3 protein-coding genes are annotated in these 1,642 nt (G+C 72.9%); 1 reads left to right on the forward strand and 2 read right to left on the reverse strand.

The window, feature by feature from the left end; genetic code table 11:
* Positions 1-30: 30 nt before the first annotated feature.
* Positions 31-687 carry a tRNA (adenosine(37)-N6)-threonylcarbamoyltransferase complex dimerization subunit type 1 TsaB gene (tsaB, locus tag VB737_RS06875; RefSeq protein WP_500312184.1) on the reverse strand — a complete coding sequence of 219 codons (657 nt, stop codon included), beginning with the start codon at positions 685-687 and terminating at the stop codon, positions 31-33.
* The gene (locus VB737_RS06880) at positions 684-941 is read right to left on the reverse strand and encodes a Ycf34 family protein (protein ID WP_500312186.1); all 258 of its coding nucleotides are present in this window, start codon (positions 939-941) and stop codon (positions 684-686) included. The genes tsaB and VB737_RS06880 overlap by 4 nt, the downstream gene beginning before the upstream one ends.
* A gap of 94 nt (positions 942-1,035) precedes the next feature.
* On the opposite strand from VB737_RS06880, the gene VB737_RS06885 reads away from it, so the two are divergent.
* Positions 1,036-1,642: nucleotidyltransferase family protein (locus VB737_RS06885; RefSeq protein WP_500312185.1), on the forward strand; the 607-nt coding region annotated here is incomplete at its 3' end.

The raw sequence follows: 1,642 nt of genomic DNA on the forward strand, positions 1-1,642 counted from the left end.
GCCGGGGCTGGGGGCGGGGTCCGGGGCGGCTCAGCATGGGAGCGCCTCCACCGGACTGGTGGGATAGAGGGGCAGCACCGGTTGCCAGGGGGCGTTCTGTCCCGCGGCGGCGTTCGCCGCGCTGAAGCCCAGCAGCTGGATCACGTCCTCCGGCAGCTGCACCAGGGCCGGATGGATCGGGTACGGGGCCAGCGCCTCGCTGCTGCGATGGAGCCGCGGCGCCGCCAGCTCGGCGACCCCGCCGGGCTGGCCCGGGTCGGCGCCGTAGAGCCCGGCCACCACACCGCGCCGCGGCAGCTCCTGCAGCAACCAGAAGGGACCCTCGCTGGGGGGCTCGGATCCGGTGAGCAGGCGGCGGGCCATCAGCCGGAAACTGCTGATTCCGTCAAGAGGCAGTGCCAGCTGCTGGGCAAGGGTGCGGGCCAGCACCACCGTCAAGCGGGTGCCCGTGAAGCCGCCGGGGCCGGTGGCCACCGCCAGGCGGCCCAGCCGGGGCCAGGCACTGGCCGGCAGCACCGACTCCAGACACTCGAACAGCCCGTTGGAGAGGGAACGGCCGAGGGGGAACGTCTCCAGCCGCTCGGGCGCCGCCGCGCCGAGGCGCTGCAGTCCCACGCCGAGGTTCTCGCTGGAGCTGTGCAGCGCCAGCAGCCAGCGGCGACCGTCCGGATCACGAAGCAGGCTCATGTGGGCAGCGGTCCGTCGGGGCGGCAGCGACGCCAGCGGCCCGGGTCGGAGCGGAAATCGGAGCAGGCCCGCACGTCCCACTCCACTCCCACGCTGGTGCCGGTGGCATCGAGATCAAGCACCTGCACGTGGATGCGCGGCTGGCGGGGGCGGAAGTCGGGCGCGGGATTGAGGTGGGCGACGCCATGCTGGCGCTCGACCGCGTGGTAGGCCTGACAGCGCTCGACCCAGTGGCAATCCACGCAGATGCACATGCCGCCGCGGCCCAGCAGGGCGCCCATTGTGGCGTGCGAGCCGGGACGTCAAGTCCCTGAACTGTGGCGGGCCCTGGCACCGGAGACCTGGCCGGTGGCGCCCCATCAGCTGCCGGCGGGCACGGCGCTGGTGGGGGGAGCGGTCCGGGACGGCCTGCTGGGCCGACTGACCCCCCGGCCGGATCTGGACCTGGTGGTGCCCGTGGACGCCATCGACCTGGCCCGGCGCCTGGGGCGGCAGCTGGGCGGCAGCTGTGTGGTGCTGGACCAGGAGCGCTCGATCGCCCGGCTGGTGCTGCAGGGCTGGACGATCGACCTGGCCCGCTGCGCCGGTGAAGACCTGGCCGCCGATCTGACCCGCCGCGACTTCACCGCCAATGCCATCGCCCTGCCCCTGGAGGGGGCGGCGTCGACGGGCCCCGGATCGGCCGCGGATCTGCGGCTGATCGACCCCTGCGGCGGGCTGCCGGACCTGGCCGCAAGCCGGCTGGTGGCCATCAGCGAAGCCAACCTGCTCGACGACCCCCTGCGGCTGCTGCGGGGGGTGCGGCTGGCCTGCGAACTGGCGTTCCGCATCGCTCCGGCCACCTGGGAGCCTGCCTCTTATCCACATCTCCGACCCCACGAGACGCACGGGAACTCCGTATCCCGTCTTTTGCTGGAAAAAAAAAACCCAAACTGCACAGAAGTCCGCATCATCC

Origin of the sequence: Synechococcus sp. BA-120 BA3, from assembly GCF_034931285.1 — a bacterium.
Lineage (GTDB): Bacteria > Cyanobacteriota > Cyanobacteriia > PCC-6307 > Cyanobiaceae > Cyanobium.

Bases quoted from the DNA above. Each gene is read 5' to 3' on its own strand.
- tsaB (WP_500312184.1), bottom strand. From the start codon at position 687: ATGAGCCTGCTTCGTGATCCGGACGGTCGCCGCTGGCTGCTGGCGCTG.
- VB737_RS06880 (WP_500312186.1), bottom strand. From the start codon at position 941: ATGTGCATCTGCGTGGATTGCCACTGGGTCGAGCGCTGTCAGGCCTAC.